Genomic DNA, 18,909 nt, shown 5'->3' with positions numbered 1-18,909 from the left:
CGAACGACCTCACCCCCACCCCCCGTCACCCCCGCCCGCACGCCGCCACCACGCCTCGGCCAGCCGCCCCGCCCGACTGCCCTGACAGACCCGCCACACCCCGGAGATCCACGCCTCGACGGCCGCCACCGGACCTTCCCGCCCCGTACGATCCCCCCCCTCGCGCCGCCCGGTCCACGGGACGCAGTGCACCGGCAGCAGGCTGAGCCCCCAACCCCCCGCCGCGACCGCCCCCTCCACCGGCCCCGCCGACCCCGGCCACAGCGCCAGCCGGCACACCGCCCACCACCACAGCCCCCCGACGAGCGCCGCGGATATCCATCGCACTGGCACGGACCTCGCCCGCCTCGCCATGCCTGCCTCCTCGGGCCGACGCTAGACCGGGCCCGCCGCCCGGCGGCAGGGGCGCACCGGCGCACGCCCGGCGCGCAAGATGCGCCCCGCAGAACCCCGAGCGACGGACCCGGTAGGCGACCGCCCACGGCTCACGGCCAACGGGCCGCGCTCGGCGGGCGTCGCCCAACGGGCCACGGGCAACGGACCGCGCTCAGTGGGCCTCGGCCTGGAACATCCAGTGGTGCTTCTCCAAGTCGGCGGTCAGGCCGATGAGGATGTCCTGGGTGACCGGGTCGGGCTTGTCGGTGACGGCGATCCGCTCCCGCATCCGCGCGATGACCGCGCCGAGCGCGTCCACCATGGTCCTCACGACGTCCCCGTCCTTGACCCAACCGTCCGGGGCCTCGCTGATGCCGCTGGTCTTGGCGACCGTCGCGGAACGGCCGTCCGGCGTGACCCCGATCGCCGAGGCCCGCTCGGCCACCGTGTCGGCGTGCTGCCGCGCGACGGCGACGACCTCGTCGAGCTGGAGGTGTACGGAACGGAAGCGCGGACCGACGACGTTCCAGTGCACCTGCTTGGCGACCAGGGAGAGATCCACCAGGTCGACCAGTGCGCCCTGGAGGGCGGTGCCGACGACGGAACGGGCTTCATCGGACAGCGTGCTTGTGACCACAGACATCCAGATACTCCTCTTCAGGCGCATTCAAGGATATTCGGGCGAATATTCCGATTTAGCCCCATGGTACGGGCCAGAACTCCGCTCCGAGCAGCCCGGCCGGTCCGCCCGAGCAGCGGCCCGGACACCACGCGGGCACAGCAGAAGCCCCGGCGGGCTGCTGCCCGCCGGGGCTTGAAGGCCATGCAAGGGGATTGCGGTGTCAGGCCGCGACAACATCCACGACGTCGGCCGGGGACTTGATGGTCACGCGCTCCTCCGGCACCCCGGTCAGGGACGCGACGGACACCGAATTGAGCTTCGGCCGCACCGGTGCGGGCACCGTGTCCGTCGCGGCCGCGGAGGCGGCCAGCTCCGCGAGTGCCAGCTCGTCGCTGACCTCCCGCATCAGTTCGGACATGCGCACATCCAGCGCGTCGCAGATCGCCGAGAGCAGCTCTGAGGACGCCTCCTTCTGGCCCCTCTCGACCTCGGACAAGTAGCCGAGCGACACCCGGGCGGAGGACGAGACCTCGCGCAGGGTGCGGCCTTGGCGCTGACGCTGTCGGCGCAGCACGTCACCCAGCAGGCGACGAAGCAGAATCATCGCTGGCTCCCTCCTCGGACCTCGGATGCGGATCCTTCTCGCCCCACCGTACCGCCTCGGGCCGCAGCCGTGCCGGGAGCGAGTACGTGTTCACTCAGGGCTGCAAACATCCATTCCCCCCGTGTTGTTCCGTATCCTGTGCCCGCACATTTTCCGTGAGTTCGCGCAGCAGCAGCGCGAGCACGGCCTGGACGCTGTCCCGACGGATCCGGTCGCGATCCCCCGTCAGTGCCAGCCGTCGTACCCGTTCCTCGCCGTCCGGTCCCTGGACGGCGACGTAGACGGTGCCCACCGGCTGTCCGTCCTGCGGCTCGGGCCCGGCGACGCCCGTGGTGGCGATGCCCCAGTCGGCGCCGAGCACCCGCCGCACCCCGCGGGCCATCTGCCGCGCGACCTCGCCGTCCACCGCCCCGCGGTCCGCCAACAGCGCACCGTCCACACCGAGCAGTTCCCGCTTGACGTCGGTCGCGTACGCGGTGATCGCGCCGCGCACCACCCGGGAGGCCCCGGGGACGCCGGTCAGCTCGCCCGCGACCAGCCCGCCGGTGAGGGACTCGGCCACCGCCAGGCTCTGCCGCCGCTCGGCGAGCGCCGCCAGCGCCCCGGCCGCCACAGAACCCGGCGCGGTCACCGGCCGTCGTCCCCGTCGCCCCACGCGGCCCGCTCCCGGGCCAGCCCGGCCCGGTGCAGCACCACGGCCTGCCGGACGTAGTCGAGCCCGGTCGCCACCGTCAGCACCACCGCCACCGCCATCACCCACCAGCGCAAGGTGGCCAGCGGCCCGCTCAGCACCAGGACGTACATGCCGACCGCGATGCCCTGTGCCAATGTCTTGATCTTGCCGCCCCGACTGGCCGGAATCACCCCGTGCTTGATCACCCAGAACCGCATCAGCGTGATGCCCAGCTCCCGGAAGAGGATCACGCCCGTGACCCACCAGGGCAGATCCCCCAGCACCGACAGGCAGATCAGCGCGGCCCCCATGATCGCCTTGTCCGCGATCGGGTCGGCGATCTTGCCGAAGTCGGTGACCAGGTTGTAGGTGCGCGCCAGATGCCCGTCGAAGATGTCGGTGATCATGGCGATGGCGAAGGCGGCCCAGGCGAACGACCGCCAGGCCGGGCTCGCCCCGCCGTCGTGCATCATCAGCAGCACGAACGCCGGGACCAGCAGCAGCCGCAGCATCGTCAGGACGTTGGCGATGTTCCACAGCCCGGCCTGCCGGACGGCCGGCGCGGTGCGCGGCCTCCCGGCGGCGGAAGCCGAGGCTCCGCTCATCTGCCCGCCTCCTCGGAACAGCCCGTACCGTCCACCGACAGCACCTCCGCAACGAGGTCCACACCCTCGCTCGCGACCACCTTCGCTTCGACCATACGACCGGGCCGCAGGTCTTGGTCGGTCGTGAGCAGCGTGACCCCGTCGGTCTCCGGCGCCTGGTGCGCGGCCCGCCCGACGATCCCGTCGTCCTCGTCGTCGACCCGGTCCACCAGCACCCGGACGGTCTCGCCGACCCGCTCCGCAGCGCGCTGCGCGGTCAGCTCCTCGGCCAGCCGGGAGACCCGCGCCAGCCGCTCGGCGACGACCTCCGGGTCCAGCTTGTCCTCGTAGCCGGCGGCCTCGGTGCCGTCCTCGTCGGAGTAGCCGAAGACGCCGATGGCGTCCAGCCGCGCCTCGCTCAGGAACCGCTCCAGCTCCGCCAGATCGCCCTCGGACTCGCCGGGGAAGCCGACGATGAAGTTGGAGCGCGCGCCGGCCTGCGGCGCCTTGCCGCGGATCGTCTCCAGCAGCTCCAGGAAGCGGTCGGTGTCACCGAACCGCCGCATCGCGCGCAGCACACCAGGCGCCGAGTGCTGGAAGGACAGGTCGAAGTAGGGCGCGACCTTGTCGGTGCCGGTCAGCACGTCGATCAGGCCCGGCCGCATCTCGGCGGGCTGGAGGTAGCTGACCCGGATCCGCTCGATGCCGTCGACCGCGGCCAGCTCCGGCAGCAGCGTCTCCAGCAATCTGATGTCGCCGAGGTCCTTGCCGTACGAGGTGTTGTTCTCGGAGACCAGCATGACCTCCTTGACGCCCTGCTCGGCCAGCCAGCGCGTCTCGGACAGCACGTCGGAGGGCCGGCGGGAGATGAACGAACCGCGGAACGACGGGATGGCGCAGAAGGAACAGCGGCGGTCGCACCCCGAGGCCAGCTTCACCGAGGCGACCGGGTCGTTGCCCAGTCGACGGCGGAGCGGCGCCCGCGGCCCGGAGGCCGGCGCGACGCCCTCGGGGAGGTCCTGGGGCGGGGCCGCCGGCTCCTGCGCGTGGCCGGGCAGCGCGACCCCGGCGGCGTCCTGCCGCTCGGCCGGGCTGATCGGCAGCAGCTTGCGGCGGTCGCGCGGGGTGTGCGAGGCGTGGATGCCGCCGTTGAGGATGGTCTGGAGCCGGTCGGAGATGTTGGAGTAGTCGTCGAAGCCGAGCACCCCGTCCGCCTCCGGCAGCGCGTCGGCAAGCTCCTTGCCGTAGCGCTCGGCCATGCAGCCGACGGCGACCACGGCCTGGGTGCGGCCGTGATCCTTCAGATCGTTGGCTTCCAGCAGGGCGTCGACGGAGTCCTTCTTGGCGGCCTCGACGAAGCCACAGGTGTTGACGACGGCCACATCCGCGTCGGTGGCGTCCTCGACGAGCTGCCAGCCGTCCGCTGCCAGGCGGCCTGCGAGCTCCTCCGAGTCCACCTCGTTACGGGCGCAGCCAAGGGTGACAAGGGCGACGGTACGGCGTTCGGGCATAGGGCTCAGCCTACTTCGTCCCAGACACCCCCATGGCGCGCAGGTCTCCACCGCCCGTCCCGAGCCACTTCGGGGCGGGCGGTGGAGACCTGTCGGGCGGTGCTCCTCAGCCCGCCTGAGGGTCTCCCGGCGTGTAGCTCAGCCGCTCCACGGAGCCTTCGTCGCCGACCTTCTTGACCTCCTTGCCGTTGACGTACAGCTGTACGGCCCCGGCGTTGCCGACGACGAGATCGATCCGCTTGTTGTCGGTGAACGTCTTCGACTCCCCCTGCTTGAGCAGCCCGTCCTGCAGGAGTTTGCCGTTGGCGTCCTTGGCGGAGATCCAGCTCTGCCCGTCCTTCGCGGTCACCTTGATCGTGACCTTGTCCTTGGGCAGGCCGGCGATGGCGCCGTCGGAGGGTACCGGCTTGGGCTGGGGCGCCCGGGGCCGGATGGTGCTGGCGGCCGGACCCGGCTTGTCGGCCTTGGCGGTGTCGGTGGCGACCGGGGCGGCCTCGCGCTTGCCACCGCTGCTGAAGAACGTGAAACCGGCGAAGCCGACGACGGCCACGATCGCCGCGACCATCGCCGCGGTCCAGTTGGGGCGGCGCGGCTCCGGCCGGATCCGCTCGGCCTCGAAGAGCGGGGCGGCGACGGTCGGGCTGGGTCGGCCACCGTGGTCGGCGTCGTAGCGGGCGATCAGGGGTTGGGGGTCGAGGGAGACGGCACGGGCGAGCGTTCTGATGTGTCCGCGCGCATAGACGTCACCGCCGCAGCGCGAGAAGTCGTCCTGCTCGATCGCGTGCACGATCGGGATCCGCACCCGCGTCGCCGTACTGACCTCTTCGACGGTCAGTCCCGCGCTGATGCGGGCCTGCTGGAGGGCTCGACCGACCGACGGCCGGTCCGGACCGGCGGAAGGCCGGTCCTCTTCAGGGGAGTTGGGGGAGTTGCCGATGGACACGGGGGCGCCTTTCGAGCGTGTAGCCACCTGCTGGAAGTTCAGTCTAGGGGTGGTGCGAAAGGGTCGGGCAAGCGGGAGAGCGGGGTTTGTACGCCATCAGAACGCCCCGTGGCGCCGCCCCGGGACCGACCATCCCCGCCTCCCTCAACTTGACGTACGAGCAAGGGAAACGGTTGCCTCCGCGCGCGGAGGAGGACCCCCGCACGTGCGTGCTACTGCGGAGCCTCCCCGCGGATGACCGCCAGCACTCCGTCCAACTCGTCCGGCTTCACCAACACGTCGCGCGCCTTGGAGCCCTCGCTCGGCCCGACGATGTTCCGCGACTCCATCAGGTCCATCAGCCGCCCCGCCTTGGCGAACCCGACCCGCAGCTTCCGCTGGAGCATCGACGTCGAGCCGAACTGGGTCGAGACCACCAGCTCGGCCGCCTGACACAGCAGGTCGAGGTCGTCGCCGATGTCCTCGTCGATCTCCTTCTTCTTGGCCGTGCCGACGGTGACGTCGTTCCGGAAGACGGGCGCCATCTGGTCCTTGCAGTGCTGGACGACGGCGGCCACCTCCGCCTCGGTGACGAACGCGCCCTGCATCCGGATCGGCTTGTTGGCGCCCATCGGCATGAAGAGGCCGTCGCCCTTGCCGATCAACTTCTCGGCGCCGGGCTGGTCGAGGATGACCCGGCTGTCGGCCAACGAGGAGGTCGCGAACGCCAACCGGGACGGCACGTTGGCCTTGATGAGGCCGGTGACGACATCGACCGACGGCCGCTGGGTCGCCAGCACCAGGTGGATGCCGGCCGCGCGGGCCAACTGCGTGATGCGGACGATGGAGTCCTCGACGTCCCGCGGCGCGACCATCATCAGGTCCGCCAGCTCGTCCACGATCACCAGCAGGTACGGGTACGGCGCCAGCTCCCGCTCACTGCCCTCGGGGGTCTTCAGCTTGCCCGTGCGGACGGCCTCGTTGAAGTCGTCGATGTGGCGGTAGCCGAACGCCGCGAGGTCGTCGTAGCGCAGGTCCATCTCGCGCACCACCCACTGGAGCGCCTCGGCGGCCCGCTTGGGGTTGGTGATGATCGGCGTGATCAGGTGCGGGATGCCCTCGTACGCGGTCAGCTCCACGCGCTTGGGGTCGACGAGCACCATGCGGACCTCCTCGGGGGTGGCCCGCGCCATGATCGACGTGATCAGGCAGTTGATGCAGGACGACTTGCCCGAACCGGTCGCGCCGGCGACGAGGATGTGCGGCATCTTCGCCATGTTCGCCATCACGTAGCCGCCCTCGACGTCCTTGCCGAGCGCCACCAGCATCGGGTGGTCGTCCTCGGCGGCGTCCGCGAGGCGCAGCACGTCGCCGACGTTGACCATCTCCCGGTCGGTGTTCGGGATCTCGATGCCGACCGCGGACTTGCCGGGGATCGGCGAGATGATCCGCACGTCCGGGGAGGCCACCGCGTAGGCGATGTTCTTGGCCAGCGCCGTGATCTTCTCGACCTTCACCGCGGGGCCGAGCTCGACCTCGTATCGGGTGACCGTCGGGCCGCGGGTGAAGCCGGTGACCGAGGCGTCGACCTTGAACTCGGTGAAGACGTTGGTCAGCGCCTCCACTATGGCGTCGTTGGCGGCGCTGCGGGACTTGCCCGGGCCGCCGCGGGTGAGCAGGTCCAGCGACGGCAGCGCGTAGGTGATGTCGCCGGAGAGCTGGAGCTGCTCGGCGCGTGACGGCAGGTCACCGGTCGCCTCCGGCGGGGCCTTGGTCAGGTCCGGAACCGGCGACTTGGTGAGGTCCAGCGCCGGCTTCTTCCCCTTGGCCTCGGCGGGCGCCGGGTCCGCGGGCGCCTCCGCGCCGCGCGCCGGCGGCACCGAGCCGCTCTCCGTCCCGGTGTCCGCGTCGCGCTCCCGGCGCTCCCCGGAGATGCCCCCGCTGAGCTCGGCGACCAGCGGCGAGGGCTGGACGCCGTGCATGACCGCGCCGTCCAGCGCGGCGGCGGCCGCGGCGGCGACGTCCACCGCGTCCATCGGCCGGTCGGCCGGCCGATCCTGGGCCCGGGGCCGCCGCCGCTTGGCCAGTGCGGCCTCCTCCAGCGCGTCCGGGTCATCGTCCTCGGGCGCGGTGCGCCGCGGCCGGCGGGCCGGCCGCTCGCGCCATTCCTCGCCGTACTCCGCCGCCTCTTCGTAGTGTTCGTCCTCCTCGGGCTCCAGCAGGCCGAGGCGGACGCCCAGCGCCCGCAGCCGCTGCGGGATGGCGTTCACCGGTGTCGCGGTGACCACCAGCAGCCCGAAGACGGTCAGCAGCACCAGCAGCGCCACCGCCAGGGTCTGCCCGACGGTGAAGATCAACGGCTTGGACACCGCCCAGCCGACATAGCCACCGGCGTCCTGTACGGCGGCGAGCCCGTCGCCCCGCCCCGGGGACCCGCAGGCCATCGCCACCTGCCCGAGCACCCCGGCCACCAGCGCCGTGAGCCCGATGAGGATCCGGCCGTTGGCCTCCGGCTGCTCCGGGTGCCGGATGAGCCGCACCGCGATCCCGCCGAGCAGTATCGGCACGACCAGGTCCAGCCGCCCGAACGCGCCGGTGACCAACAGCTCGACGAGATTGCCGACCGGGCCGGAGAGGTTGGACCACGTACCCGCCGCGACGACCAGCGCCAGACCGAGCAGCAGCAGCGCCAACCCGTCCTTGCGGTGCGCCGGGTGGAGGTTCTTGGCGCCGCGGCCGAAACCGCGGAACACCGCGCCGATGGTGTGCGCGGCACCCAACCAACAGGCGCGCGCGAGGCGGTAGACGCCGCCGGTCGGCGACGGCGCCGGCCTCGGCGCGGCCTTCTTGGCGGGTGCCCTCCGCGCCGGCGCCTTCTTGGCCGGAGCCTTCTTCGCCGCCGCGCCCTTGTTGGCCGGCGGCCGCTTCGCGGTCGCCTTCTTCGCGGGCACCTTCTTGGCGGCGGCCTTCTTCGCTGCGCCCCCGGACTGCCCGACGCGCGGCTTCGAGGGTCCCGCCGTGCGCTGCGTTCCCTTGCCGGACGTACGTGAAGCCATGCCGACGAGATTACAGGCGCCGGCGCGCACGGCACGAGCGCACGGCGCTTCACCCATTCGTGTCGCGCGCCGGGTTCATGAGGGGCCGTCAGAAGCCCGTGCGGGCTCCGTCAGCCGGTGGGCGCCCCGGCACCGGGCTCCAGGGCGTCCAAGGCCCGTCGCAGGCCGGTGAGTTTGCGCTCCAGATGCGCGGCGGTGGCCACCGCCGCGGCGTCCGCGGACTCGTCGAGCTGTTTGGAGAGCGCCTCGGCCTGCTCCTCGACGGCGGCCAGCCGCGCGGAGAGCTCGGCGAGCAGCCCGGCCGACTCCTTGGTCTCACCGACGCCCTGCCGGCCGCCCTCAAGCTGGAGCCTCAGCAGCGCGGCCTGCTCGCGCAGTTGGCAGTTCTTCATGTACAGGTCGACGAAGACCGAGACCTTCGCGCGCAGCACCCACGGGTCGAACGGCTTGGAGATGTAGTCGACCGCGCCGGCCGCGTAGCCGCGGAAGGTGTGGTGCGGGCCGTGGTTGATCGCCGTGAGGAAGATGATCGGGATGTCGCGGGTGCGCTCCCGCCGCTTGATGTGCGCGGCGGTCTCGAAGCCGTCCATCCCCGGCATCTGCACGTCGAGCAGAATCACCGCGAAGTCGTCGGTGAGCAGTGCTTTGAGCGCTTCCTCCCCGGACGATGCCCGCACCAGTGTCTGATCGAGCGCGGAGAGGATCGCCTCCAGCGCCAGCAGATTCTCCGGCCGGTCATCGACCAGGAGGATCTTGGCCTTCTGCACCATGGCCCGTCCTCCTCGCCCCGGCATGGAACCGGACGCCGCCCCAGGGGACGACTCCGTCACGCCGCCCGTCCTTGTGCCGGTCATGGTAGCTGCACCCCGCCTGTCGCCACACCCTGTCACCGCGATGTCACTGTGCACGTAGCGGAAACGCAGCGAGAGACGAGAAGGTTCCCCGAATCCCGCGCTTCCACACGCCCACGGCCACACTCAGTCAGCACGCGATGATCCTCTTTCGGCATCCATAGTGGACGCCCGAGGGACGCCCCGTCACCTCTGGTGCATCCAGTGCTCCATGACCGACAGGAGATGATCGGTGTCCACCGGCTTGGTCACGTAGTCCGACGCCCCGGAGTCGATGCTCTTCTCCCGGTCGCCCTTCATCGCCTTCGCGGTCAGCGCGATGATGGGCAGCCCGGCGAACTGCGGCATCCGCCGGATCGCCGCGGTGGTCGCGTAACCGTCCATCTCCGGCATCATGATGTCCATCAGGACCAGCACGATGTCGTCGTGCTGCTCCAACACCTCAATGCCCTCACGGCCGTTCTCCGCGTACAGCACCGACAGTCCGTGCTGCTCCAGGACGCTGGTGAGCGCGAAGACGTTGCGGATGTCGTCGTCGACGATCAGCACCTTCTCGCCGTGGAAGCCGCCCTCGAAGCCCGGGTCGACCAGATCCTGCCCGTTGCCGAGCCAGGACTCCTCCAGCTGTTGGCCGACCGGCGCGGACGCCGGCGCGGATGCGGGCGGCTGCGGCGCACCGGCGGCGGGCCGGCCGGGCAGCGCCATCCGTCGCGCACCGCCGGAAACCGCCCTGCGGCGGCGCCGGTTGAGGCTCCCGGCCCCCGGCTCGTGCATCGGCTCCTCGTCCTCCTGGACGCCGTCCTCGGTCTCCCGCGCCTCGGCGTCCATCGCCAGCCCGCCGGCGACGAGTTGGGGGTAGCCCTGCGGCGGCAGCCCGCCCGGGTTGTGCGGCAGGTACAGGGTGAACGTCGAGCCGCGGTTGGGCTCGCTCTGGACGTGGATCTCGCCGCCCAACAGGCGGGCGATCTCCCGGCTGATGGACAGGCCCAGACCGGTGCCCCCGTACTTGCGGCTGGTGGTGCCGTCCGCCTGCTTGAACGCCTCGAAGATGACCCGCATCTTGCTCGGCGCGATGCCGATGCCGGTGTCGGTCACCGAGAAGGCGATCATCGCGGCGTCCGGGTCGCGCAGCGAACCGTGCTCCAGCAACTGCTCGCGGATGGCCAGCGGAACGTCCGCCCCGGCCGGCCGGATCACCAGCTCGACGGCGCCGCTGTCGGTGAACTTCACCGCGTTGGACAGCAGGTTGCGCAGCACCTGGAGGAGCCGCTGCTCGTCGGTGTGCAGCGTGGCGGGCAGCTCCGGGGAGACCCGGACGGAGAAGTCCAGCCCCTTCTCGGCCGTCAGCGGCCGGAACGTCGCCTCGACGTAGTCGACGAGCTGGACCAGCGCGATCCGGGTCGGCGAGACGTCCATCTTGCCCGCCTCGACCTTCGACAGGTCGAGGATGTCGTTGATCAGTTGGAGCAGGTCCGAACCGGCGCCGTGGATGGTCTCGGAGAACTCCACCTGCTTCGGCGAGAGGTTCCCCTCCGCGTTGTCGGCCAGCAACTTGGCCAGAATCAGCAGGGAGTTCAGCGGCGTCCGCAGCTCGTGCGACATGTTCGCCAGGAACTCCGACTTGTACCGCATGGAGACCGCGAGCTGCTCGGCGCGCTCCTCCAGGACCTGTCGCGCCTCCTCGATCTCGGTGTTCTTCACCTCGATGTCGCGGTTCTGCTGCCGCAGCTGCTCGGCCTTCTCCTCCAGCTCGGAGTTGGACAGCTCCAGCGCCTTCTGCCGGCTCTCCAACTCCGCGGAGCGCTCGCGCAGTTGCTCGGTCAACTCCTGTGACTGCGCCAGCAGCACCTCTGTCTTGGTGTTCACCGAGATGGTGTTGACGCTGGTCGCGATCATCTCGGCGATCTGGCTGAGGAAGTCCTTCTGGATCTGGGTGAACGGCTGGAACGACGCCAGCTCGATCACCCCGAGCACCTTGTCCTCGAAGAGGACCGGCAGCACGATGATGTTGGCCGGCGGCGCCTCGCCCAGCCCGGACGCGATCTTGAGGTACCCGGAGGGCACGTTCTCCACGAGGATCGTGCGGCCCTCCTCGGCCGCCGTCCCGATCAGCGTCTCCCCCGGCCTGAACGTCGTCGGCATCCCGCCCATGGCATAGCCGTACGAGCCGGTCAGCCGCAGCTCGTACCCGCCGTCGCCGTTGGAGCCGACCTCCTGGACGTCGGGGCGCGCGGCGAGGAAGAACGCGCCGTGCTGCGCGGAGACCGCGGGCGACAGCTCGCTCATGATGAGGGTGGCGACGTCCTTGAGGTCGCGGCGGCCCTGCATCAGACCGGAGATCCGGGCCAGGTTGCCCTTCAGCCAGTCCTGTTCCTCGTTGGCGAGCGTGGTCTCCCGGAGCGTGGAGATCATGGTGTTGATGTTGTCCTGGAGCTCCAGGATCTCGCCGGCCGCGTCCACGTCGATGCGGACGTTGTGGTCGCCGAGGGTCACCGCCGCGGCGACCGCGGCGATGGCGCGCACCTGCCGGGTGAGGTTCCCGGCCATCTCGTTCACCGACTCCGTCAGGTCCTTCCAGGTGCCGGCCACGCCGCGCACCTGCGCCTGACCGCCCAACTGGCCCTCCGTGCCCACCTCGCGGGCCACCCTGGTGACCTGCTCGGCGAACGAGGAGAGCTGGTCGACCATCGTGTTGATGGTCGTCTTCAGCGCCAGGATCTCGCCCCGCGCGTCGATGTCGATCTTCTTGGTCAGATCGCCCTTGGCGATGGCGGTGGTGACCATGGCGATGTTGCGGACCTGGCCCGTCAGGTTGTTGGCCATGGAGTTCACCGACTCGGTGAGGTCCTTCCACGTGCCGGCGACGCCGGGGACGCGGGCCTGGCCGCCCAGGATGCCGTCGGTGCCCACCTCACGGGCCACCCGGGTCACTTCGTCGGCGAACGACGACAGCGTGGTCACCATGGTGTTGACGGTGTCGGCGAGCTGCGCGACCTCGCCGCGCGCCTCGACCGTGACCTTCTTTGTCAGATCACCGTTGGCGACCGCCGCCGAGACCTGTGAGATGTTCCGCACCTGGATGGTCAGGTTGTTCGCCATCAGGTTGACGTTGTCGCTGAGGTCCTTCCAGATGCCGGTCACGCCCGGAACCCGTGCCTGACCGCCGAGTTGACCCTCCGTACCGACCTCGCGGGCCACCCGCGTCACCTGCTCCGCGAACAGCGAGAGCTGGTCGACCATGGTGTTCACGGTCGTGACGAGTTCGAGGATCTCGCCCTTGGCGTCGACGGTGATCTTCTTCGACAGGTCGCCGCGGGCCACCGCGGTGGTCACCTCGCCGATGTTGCGCACCTGCGACGTCAGGTTGTTCGCCATGAAGTTGACGGACTGGGTGAGGTCCTTCCAGGTGCCGCTGACGCCCTGGACCTCGGCCTGGCCGCCGAGGATGCCCTCGGTACCCACCTCGCGGGCGACCCGGGTGACCTCCTCCGCGAACGAGGAGAGCTGGTCCACCATGGTGTTGAGGGTGTTCTTCAGCTCCAGGATCTCGCCGCGGGCGTCCACGTCGATCTTCTGCGAGAGGTCACCGCGCGCCACGGCCGTGGCGACCTGAGCGATGTTGCGCACCTGGGCGGTGAGGTTGCCGGCCATGCCGTTCACCGAGTCGGTCAGATCGCGCCAGACGCCGGCGACGCCCGGCACCTGCGCCTGACCACCCAGCCGGCCCTCCGTACCGACCTCGCGGGCGACCCGGGTCACCTGCTCGGCGAAGGCGGAGAGTTGGTCGACCATCGTGTTGATGGTGCTCTTGAGTTCCAGGATCTCGCCGCGCGCGTCGACGTCGATCTTCTGCGAGAGGTCGCCGCGCGCCACCGCGGTCGTCACCTGGGCGATCTGCCGCACCTGAGAAGTCAGGTTCCCGGCCATGAAGTTGACGGAGTCGGTCAACTCCTTCCAGGTGCCGCTGACGCCGTCCACCCGCGCCTGGCCACCCAGCCGGCCCTCGGTGCCCACGTCCCTGGCCATGCGGGTGACCTGGTCCGCGAACGACGAGAGCTGGTCCACCATGGTGTTCACGGTGTTCTTCAGCTTGAGCATCTCGCCGGAGACATCGACCGTGACCTTCTGCGACAGGTCGCCATTGGCCACTGCGGTCGTCACCTGCGCGATGTTGCGCACCTGCCCGGTCAAGTTCCGGAAAGCGGTGTTGACGGAGTCGGTGAGGTCCTTCCACGTACCGGCCGCGCCCGGCACCGCGGCCTGGCCGCCCAGTTCGCCCTCGACGCCGATCTCCCGGGCCACCCGGGTCACTTCGGAACCGAACGCGGAGAGCTGATCCACCATCGTGTTGACGGTGTTCTTCAACTCCAGCATCTCGCCCGCGACATCGACGGTGACCTTCTGCGAGAGATCGCCGTTGGCCACCGCGGTGGTCACCTGCGCGATGTCCCGCACCTGGCCGGTCAGGTTCCGGAAGGCGTTGTTGACCGAATCCGTGAGGTCCTTCCACGTACCGGCGGCGCCCGGCACCTGCGCCTGACCGCCGAGCTGGCCCTCGGCCCCGACCTCGTTGGCGACCCGCGTCACCTCGTCGGCGAAGGTGCGCAGCGTCTCGGTCATGGTGTTGATGGTGTCGGCGAGCTGCGCGACCTCGCCGCGGGCGCTGACCGTGACCTTCTGCGACAGGTCGCCATTGGCCACCGCGGTGGTGACCTGGGCGATACCGCGCACCTGCGCGGTCAGATTGCCCGCCATGAGATTGACGGAATCGGTCAGGTCCTTCCACACCCCGGCGACACCGGGAACCTGGGCCTGGCCGCCCAGTTCGCCCTCGGTACCCACCTCACGGGCGACCCGCGTCACCTCGGAGGCGAACGAGGAGAGCTGGTCCACCATCGTGTTGACGGTGTTCTTCAGCTCCAACATCTCGCCGGCGACATGGACGGTCACCTTCCGCGACAGATCGCCCTTGGCGACGGCGGTGGTGACCAGCGCGATGTCACGTACCTGCGCGGTCAGACGGGACGCCATCGTATTGACGGAATCCGTAAGGTCCTTCCACGAACCCGACATTCCGCGCACCCGCGCCTGGCCGCCCAGCTTGCCCTCGGTGCCGACCTCGCTGGCCACCCGCGTGACTTCGTCGGTGAAGGCGGAGAGTTGGTCCACCAGACCGTTGACGGTCCGTCCCACCTTCAGGAACTCACCGCGCAGGGGATGCTCCGAAGAGCTGTCCGAACTCCGCGAGCGCAGATCCATCCGCTGTTCCAGGTCGCCCTCGGAAACCGCGGAGAGCACCCGGCCCACCTCGGAGACCGGCCGCACCAGGTCGTCGACGAGCGCGTTGGACGCCTCGATGGCCGCCGCCCAGGAGCCCTCGGCCGCGCCCGTCTCCAGCCGTTCTGTGAGCTTGCCCTCACGCCCGACGACCCGGCGCACCCGAGCCAGCTCACCGGTGAGATGAAGATTGCGGTCGGCGACCTCGTTGAAGACCGCCGCGATCTCCGACATCACGCCCTCGCCGGAAACCGTGAGCCGCTTGCGGAAGTTCCCGTCCCGCATCGCGACGAGCGCGGCGAGCAGCCGGTTCAGCGCGGCCGTATCGACCTCAGTCGTCCCATTACTCCGGGATCGTCCGCCTTTCGCGCGCGTGCCAGTGCCCCGCGCCGCTACGCCAGACTCCACCGTGTCCCTCCCGCAGGGTCGACCGTTCTCTCCGGGCTCTCTCTTCATGCTTGCCCAGTGTTTCACCATGGCTCAACCAGGCCATAACAGTTCGGCAGCATCGCATACCGTCCCGACGCACGATTGGGGCGAAAGACACGTGACCGGCATCCCCGGGCCCGGCGAAGGTAAGTAACCTGGCATACGGCTGTCCACCCGCCCCGGTCATTCCGCGCGGGAGGGTGCGAGCACGACAGGTATTCGGAGGGGCACCGCGACCATGGGGGAGCAGATCACCGACACACGCATGAGGAGACCAGTGATCACCGCGCGGGCCGCCGCCACCTTCGAGCCGGTCGGGCGCTCGGTCGCCACTGCCCGTGCCTTCGTCCGCGACACCCTCCAGGGTTGGGGCTACGCCGACATCGTCGACGACGCCGTCGTCCTCACCAGCGAACTGGTCACCAATGCCGTGGTGCACGCCGGCACCGCCGCCGACGTGCTCTGCCTGCGCACCGACAACGGCGTCCGGATCTCCGTCGCCGACCGCTACCCCGAGCGCGAGATCCCGCTCCAGAGCACCGGCCCGGCCATGGTCCACCCCGACCGCGAGGGCGGCCGGGGCCTGCTGCTGTGCGGCGCGCTGGCCGCCCGTTGGGGCGTGGAGTACACCACCGCCCAGAAACACGTCTGGTTCCACCTCGACCTTCCCGAACGCCCGGCCGGCACCCGCTCGGCGGGCCCCGCCCTCCCCGTTGACGCCCTGCCCGTCACCGACGCCCGGGTCCGGGTCGCGGTGGTGCAGATCGACCGCGGCGGCTGCGTCACGTCCTGGAACGAGGACGCCGCCGACCTCTTCGGCTACGAGCCCGAGCAGGTCATCGGCAAGCCCCTCACCGACTTCGCCGCCTGGCCGCACACCCCCGGCACCGGCACCGGCATCGCCGAGGCGCTCCTGCTCTCCCGCTGGGAGGGCTCCTACGGCATAAGGGGAGCCGACGGCCGGGTCGTTCCCGTCTACGCCTCCCACCTCCGGGTCCGCGACGCCGACGGCGAGGCGTCCACCGTCTGCCTCCTGGTCCGCGACCACGAGCGCGCCATCCTCCAGAGCCCCGGCCGGCCCCCCTCCACCGACGGTAACGCCCCCGTCGAGGGCCGCTCCGCCGACCCGTTCGAGGTCTTCATCGGCTCCCCCGCCCCCGACGACCTCGACGGCCTGCTCCAACGCACCGTCGAGCGCGCCCGCGACATGCTCGACGGCGACGCCGCCTACCTCCTGCTGGCCACCGACGACGAGACCGAATTGGAGGTCCGCGCCTCCACCGGCCTGCCCTCCGCCCGCCAGCGCTTCGCCCGGGTCCCCGTCGAGGCCGGCTCCGGCCGCTACGGCTCCGCCCGCATGCCCGCCGTCCACGAGGACCTCACCGCCGTCCCCGGCGCCGTCCCGCTCCTCGCCGGCACCGGCATGCGCTCGGTCGTCACCGTCCCGCTCAAGGTCGAGGGCCGACTCACCGGCTCCCTCGGCGTCGCGGCGGAGAGCGCCGCCCGGTATACCAACGAGGAGGCGCTGCGCCTCCAGTTCGCCGCCGACCGCATCGCCCTCGCCGTCGAACGGGCCCGCCTCACCGAGCTGGAGAAGCTCCGCCGCGGCTCCCTCTCCTTCCTCGTCGAGGCGTCCGACCTCCTGGCCGGCACCCTCGACCGCGACCAGACCCTGGCCCTCATGGCCCAGATGACGGTCCCCACCCTCGCCACCTGGTGCGCCGTCTACACCGTCGCCGACCAGGCATCGGAACCCGAGCTCTCCTACGTCCTCCACGAGGACGAGGACCGCATCGACGGCCTCAAGACCCTGCTGAAGAAGGTCGATCCACCGGAGCCCGACCCCACCCCCGGTGCCCGCGTCTGGACCGCCCCCGCCGACGCCGCCCACGACGCGGCCCTGCGCACCTCGTTGCGCAGCCTCGGCCTGGAGGAGTCCGCCCGCCCCTCCAAGGGGCCCGGCGCCACCCTCGCCACCGCCTCCGCCGTCGGCGGCGAGACCGTCGTCCTCCCCCTCGTCGCCCGCAACCGCGTCATCGGCATGCTCACCCTCGGCAAGCCCACCGAGGAGCACTTCCGCCAGGAGATCCTCGAACTCGCCGAGGACCTCTCCCGCCGAGCCGCCCTCGCACTGGACAACGCCCGCCTCTACAGCGAGCGCACCGCCATCAGCCAGTCCCTCCAGCGCAGCCTGCTGCCCCCGGAGCTCCCCGACATCCCCGGCGTCGAGACCGAGGTCATCTACCGCGCCGCCGGCGAGGGCAACGAGGTCGGCGGCGACTTCTACGACCTCTTCCCGATCCGCAACGGCGCCTACGGCTTCGCCATCGGCGACGTCTGCGGCACCGGCCCGGAGGCCGCCGCCGTCACGGGCCTGGCCCGGCACGCCCTCCGCCTGCTCGCCCGCGAGGGCTTCGGCGGCCCCGCCGTCCTGGAGCGGCTCAACGCCGCCATCCTCGACGAGGGTGCCCGCAGCCGCTTCCTGACGCTCCTTTACGGCGAACTCTGGCCCCAGGAGGACGGCAGCGCCCTCCTCAAGGTCGTCTGCGCCGGCCACCCCCTCCCGCTCCGCCTACGCCAGGACGGCACCGTCGAAGCGGCCGCCGAACCACAGCCGTTGCTCGGCGTCATGGACGACCTCGAACTCTACGAACAGACCGTCACCCTCGACCCCGGCGACGTCCTGCTGTGCGTCACCGACGGCGTCACCGAACGCCGCGAGGGCACCCGCATGCTCGGCGACGATGGCCTCACCGACGTCCTGACGACGTGTACGGGCCTCACGGCCGGCGCGGTCGCCGCCCGCGTCCTGCGGGCCGTGGAACGCTTCGCCGCCGAACCGGCCTCCGACGACATGGCCATCCTCGCCCTGCGCGTCCCCGAAGTCCCCGCCGCCTAACCCGTCTTCCCCCAGCCCCCGCCGAACTCCCGGCGGGGGCAACCTCTTTACCCACTCCTGCCCGTACAACAAAAAAGTCCCCCACCAACCGGTGGAGGACTTTCCCTTAACAGAGCCCCAATACGGAATCGAACCGTAGACCTTCTCCTTACCATGGAGACGCTCTGCCGACTGAGCTATTGGGGCCGGCAACGAGATAAATACTACCCCACTCTCGGGGGAATTCCGAACCGCCCCCGCGCCCACCTCAACAACCGCCCGGAGAGCGGGCCTAGAGCGCCGGTTGCAGCAATCCGCCCAACGCATTGCAGGCGCCCGCCATCCGCTGCACCGAACGCCGCGTCATCCCCGCGTCCAACGGCAGCGCCAACGTCTCGTCAACGGCCCGCTCGGTCTCCGGGAGAAAGACGTCCTGCCGCAGCCCCGGCACCCGGTACACCGGCGCCTGCACCGGCGCCCGGCAGGCAACTCCCTTGGCCCGCAGGGCCCGTGCGAACGCGTCCCGGTCCGGCCGCCCGTTCCCCGGCACCCGCACCACGTACTTCTCGTAGGCGTGCCCGGACGCCGGCGCCGGCGTCCGCACGCCGGTCAACCGCCCGTCCAGATACCCGGCGTGCTCCCGCCGCAGTTCGGCCTCCTCCGGCCGCACCCCCGGCTCGTCCTCGACCAGCACCAACAACCCGTGCCGCTGGCCGACTTCACGGATCCACGCCATGTCCGCGGGCCGCCCGAACCGGTGCACCACCACCACGGCGGCGGTCCGGCTGCTCACCGCATCCGCCACCGCGGCCGGATCCAGGCAGTAACTGTCGCCGTCCACATCGGCGAACACCGGCACCGCCCCCAACTCCACCACGGCCTGGGCGACTTCGGCACTGCCGAAGGCCGGCACCACCACCTCGTCACCAGCGCGGACACCGGCCGACCTGAGCGTTCCCACTGTCCCCATGCCGCGGAGCATGTCCAGGTCAGTTGAACGTAAAGTTACGGCCAACACCTGACAGCGCAAACAAAAAGGCTCCGGTTCCTGAACCAGAAGGTTCAAGAACCGGAGCCATAAAAGGAGTTCGGCGGCGTCCTACTCTCCCACAGGGTCCCCCCTGCAG

The 18,909-nt window shown here is 70.7% G+C and carries 11 protein-coding genes and 1 tRNA gene; 1 reads left to right on the top strand and 11 read right to left on the bottom strand.

What is annotated here, in order from left to right:
• Positions 1-547: 547 nt before the first annotated feature.
• From ACIQU6_RS39040 to ACIQU6_RS39000, 9 genes are all read right to left on the bottom strand, one after another.
• Positions 548-1,018, bottom strand: coding sequence for a Dps family protein (locus ACIQU6_RS39040; protein WP_403486497.1), 471 nt, complete (start codon positions 1,016-1,018; stop codon positions 548-550).
• Between the two features lie 199 nt (positions 1,019-1,217).
• Entirely contained in the window at positions 1,218-1,601 is a 384-nt protein-coding gene (locus ACIQU6_RS39035) for a helix-turn-helix domain-containing protein (RefSeq protein WP_100603824.1), read from the bottom strand.
• A gap of 94 nt (positions 1,602-1,695) precedes the next feature.
• Positions 1,696-2,232, bottom strand: a complete 537-nt coding sequence (locus ACIQU6_RS39030; RefSeq protein ID WP_403486496.1) for a CinA family protein — start codon at positions 2,230-2,232, stop codon at positions 1,696-1,698.
• Complete coding sequence (gene pgsA, locus ACIQU6_RS39025; RefSeq protein WP_403486495.1) at positions 2,229-2,879, bottom strand: CDP-diacylglycerol--glycerol-3-phosphate 3-phosphatidyltransferase; 651 nt, start codon at positions 2,877-2,879, stop codon at positions 2,229-2,231. The genes ACIQU6_RS39030 and pgsA overlap by 4 nt, the downstream gene beginning before the upstream one ends.
• Positions 2,876-4,369, bottom strand: a complete 1,494-nt coding sequence (gene rimO, locus ACIQU6_RS39020; RefSeq protein ID WP_403486494.1) for a 30S ribosomal protein S12 methylthiotransferase RimO — start codon at positions 4,367-4,369, stop codon at positions 2,876-2,878. The genes pgsA and rimO overlap by 4 nt, the downstream gene beginning before the upstream one ends.
• A 106-nt stretch (positions 4,370-4,475) precedes the next feature.
• A complete protein-coding gene (locus tag ACIQU6_RS39015) occupies positions 4,476-5,312 on the bottom strand; it encodes a helix-turn-helix domain-containing protein (RefSeq protein WP_403486493.1) in 837 nt (278 codons plus the stop codon).
• A gap of 212 nt (positions 5,313-5,524) precedes the next feature.
• Positions 5,525-8,347, bottom strand: a complete 2,823-nt coding sequence (locus tag ACIQU6_RS39010) for a DNA translocase FtsK (RefSeq protein WP_403486492.1) — start codon at positions 8,345-8,347, stop codon at positions 5,525-5,527.
• A 110-nt stretch (positions 8,348-8,457) separates the two neighbouring features.
• Positions 8,458-9,117 (bottom strand): two-component system response regulator, encoded by a 660-nt coding sequence (locus tag ACIQU6_RS39005; protein ID WP_274912892.1) that lies wholly within the window; start codon positions 9,115-9,117, stop codon positions 8,458-8,460.
• Positions 9,118-9,384: 267 nt separating this feature from the next.
• Complete coding sequence (locus tag ACIQU6_RS39000) at positions 9,385-14,883, bottom strand: HAMP domain-containing protein (protein ID WP_403486491.1); 5,499 nt, start codon at positions 14,881-14,883, stop codon at positions 9,385-9,387.
• Positions 14,884-15,142: 259 nt separating this feature from the next.
• On the opposite strand from ACIQU6_RS39000, the gene ACIQU6_RS38995 reads away from it, so the two are divergent.
• Positions 15,143-17,803, top strand: a complete 2,661-nt coding sequence (locus ACIQU6_RS38995) for a SpoIIE family protein phosphatase (RefSeq protein ID WP_403486490.1) — start codon at positions 15,143-15,145, stop codon at positions 17,801-17,803.
• A gap of 113 nt (positions 17,804-17,916) precedes the next feature.
• Here ACIQU6_RS38995 and ACIQU6_RS38990 read toward each other — a convergent pair.
• Positions 17,917-17,989 (bottom strand) — tRNA-Thr (locus ACIQU6_RS38990).
• 85 nt (positions 17,990-18,074) lie between these two features.
• Positions 18,075-18,752: a DegT/DnrJ/EryC1/StrS family aminotransferase gene (locus ACIQU6_RS38985; RefSeq protein WP_403486489.1), complete on the bottom strand. Its 678-nt coding sequence runs from the start codon at positions 18,750-18,752 to the stop codon at positions 18,075-18,077.
• Between the last annotated feature and the right edge of the window lie 157 nt (positions 18,753-18,909).

The sequence above is a fragment of the Streptomyces sp. NPDC090442 genome (genome assembly GCF_044769405.1).
In the GTDB taxonomy this organism is placed as follows: domain Bacteria; phylum Actinomycetota; class Actinomycetes; order Streptomycetales; family Streptomycetaceae; genus Streptomyces.
Note: the sequence above shows the minus strand (reverse complement) of the source record. Positions and strands in the feature narration are given on the sequence as shown.